Consider the following 2,369-nt stretch of genomic DNA (forward strand, 5'->3'; position numbering starts at 1 on the left):
ACCGTGGATGCCTTCCCCGAGCGGCCGTTCGATGCCGAGATCCGCGACATCTCCTATGCCTCGGTCACCACCGACGGCGTCGTCACCTACAATGCGCGGCTCGAGGTCGACAACAACGAGCTGTTGCTGCGGCCCGGCATGACCGCCACCGTTTCGGTCGTCACAAAACAGGCCAAGGGCGTGCTCACCGTACCCGCCACCGCCTTCCGCTATCGCCCGGCGCAGCAGGCCGCCCGCGGCTGGAGCCTGAGCGACCTGTTCACCGGCCGCATGGGGCGCCCCGGCGGCAATCGCCAGCGCCAGCCCGCCACAGTCCCCACCGACGGCTCGCGCACGCTCTACGTGCTGGAGAACGGGCGTCCGCACCCGGTCAATGTCAAGATCGGCTCCACCGACGGCGAACTGACCGAGATCATCTCTGGCCTGGACGAAGGCGCTCAAATCATCACCGCGTCGCAGCAGCGGAGCTGATGCCGTGGCTGCGGGCGCGACCCTCATTACCTTCGACAAGGTCTGGAAGAGCTATGGCCAGGGCGAGGCCAAGGTGCATGCGCTGGCCGGCGTCGATCTTGCCATCCGGCGTGGCGAATTCGTCGCCATCATGGGTCCGTCCGGCTCCGGCAAGTCGACGGCGATGAACATCATCGGCTGCCTCGACACGCCGACGGCCGGAACCTATTCCTTCATGGGCCTCGACGCCGGCCGGCTCGACCGCAACCGCCGCGCCATGCTGCGCAACCTTTATGTCGGCTTCGTCTTCCAGGGCTACAATCTGCTGGCCCGCACCACGGCAGCCGAAAATGTCGAACTGCCGCTGATCTATCGAGGTGTTGCCGCGCGAGAGCGCCGAGACCTTGCCATGCAGGCGCTGGCGGAGGTCGGCCTTGTCGGCCGCGAGCACCACACGCCGGCCGAGCTGTCCGGCGGCCAGCAGCAGCGCGTGGCGATCGCGCGCGCCATCGTCACGCGTCCGACACTCCTCGTCGCCGACGAGCCGACCGGCAATCTCGACACCGCCCGCACGCACGAGATCATGGAGCTGCTCACCCGGCTCAACACCGAGCTTGGCCTGACCATCGCCATGGTCACGCATGAGGCCGACGTCGCCGACTATGCCGAACGCACCATCCGCTTCCTCGACGGCCATGTCGCTTCGGATTCCAGGAAGCTGGAGATCGCACAGCCATGATCTGGGAAACCGTCCGCCTCTCGCTGCGCTCGATCCGCCGCAACGTGCTGCGCTCGTTCCTGACCTTGCTCGGCATCGTCATCGGCGTTGCCGCCGTCATTGCCATGCTCACCATCGGCTCGGGCACCACAGCAAAGGTCAAGGCCGACATCTCCAAGCTCGGCAGCAATCTGCTGGTCGTCCGCTCCGGCCGCCCGGCCGGCCCCGGCGGACCGGGCGGGCTCGACCAGGTGGTGCGTCCGCTGGCGGAAAAGGAACTAGCCGCACTTGTGGCGCATCTCAGCGGTGCCCGCGCGATTTCGCCGGCCTCGCAAAAACAGGTCCGTGTCATCTTCGGCACCGAGAGCCTGACCTCGGGCGTCACCGGCACCGACAGCGCCTATCTCGATGCGCGCGACTGGAAGCTGGTGTCGGGCCGCCCGTTCAGCGATTCCGAAACTCGCTCGGGCACAGGCGTGTGCCTGATCGGCGAGACCGTGCGCCAGCAGTTCTTCGGCGCCGGCGATCCCGAGGGCGAGATCATCCGCGTCAACCGCACCTCCTGCAAGATCATCGGCCTGCTCGAGCCCAAGGGATATACCGGCTTCGGCCAGGACCAGGACAATGTCGTGCTGATGCCGCTGCATGCCTACCAGCGCCGCATCGCCGGCAACCGCGACATCGACAACATCTACATCGCCGCCGACGACCGCACGCCGACCAGCGAACTGCAGCCGCGCGTCGAGGACATCTTGCGAGACGCGCGCCGCATCACGCCCGACCGCGAGAGCGATTTCGCCATCCGCGATATGACCCAGATCGCCGACGCCATGGCCAGCGCCACAACCACCATGACCGGCATGCTCGGCGCCGTCGCTGGCGTCAGCCTGCTGGTCGGCGGCATCGGCATCATGAACATCATGCTGGTGTCGGTCACCGAACGCACCCGCGAGATCGGCATCAGGCTGGCCATCGGCGCGCATGAAAAGCACATCCTCATCCAGTTCCTGGTCGAGGCGACGGTGCTGTCGCTGCTCGGCGGCATTATCGGCATCCTGATCGGGCTGGCGCTGGCCGGCCTCGCCGCGGTGACGCTGACCATCCCGTTCGCGCCGAGCCCGGCGGTGATCCTGCTCGCCGTCGGCTTTTCGGCGCTGATCGGCATGGTGTTCGGCTTCTTCCCGGCGCTGCGCGGCGCCAG

The 2,369-nt window shown here is 67.2% G+C and carries 2 protein-coding genes and 1 pseudogene; all 3 read left to right on the forward strand.

Going from position 1 to position 2,369, the window contains the following annotated elements; translation table 11 throughout:
* Window positions 1–471 (forward strand): annotated as a pseudogene (locus EOD15_RS32900) (efflux RND transporter periplasmic adaptor subunit); the annotation flags it as partial.
* Window positions 472–475: 4 nt separating this feature from the next.
* A complete protein-coding gene (locus EOD15_RS32905) occupies window positions 476–1,189 on the forward strand; it encodes an ABC transporter ATP-binding protein (protein WP_127322725.1) in 714 nt (237 codons plus the stop codon).
* Window positions 1,186–2,369 (forward strand): ABC transporter permease (locus EOD15_RS32910; protein WP_148129772.1); only part of this gene is annotated, 1,184 nt, incomplete at its 3' end. The genes EOD15_RS32905 and EOD15_RS32910, both read left to right, overlap by 4 nt.

This window comes from Mesorhizobium sp. M7A.T.Ca.US.000.02.2.1, assembly GCF_003996995.1.
In the GTDB taxonomy this organism is placed as follows: Bacteria; Pseudomonadota; Alphaproteobacteria; order Rhizobiales; family Rhizobiaceae; genus Mesorhizobium.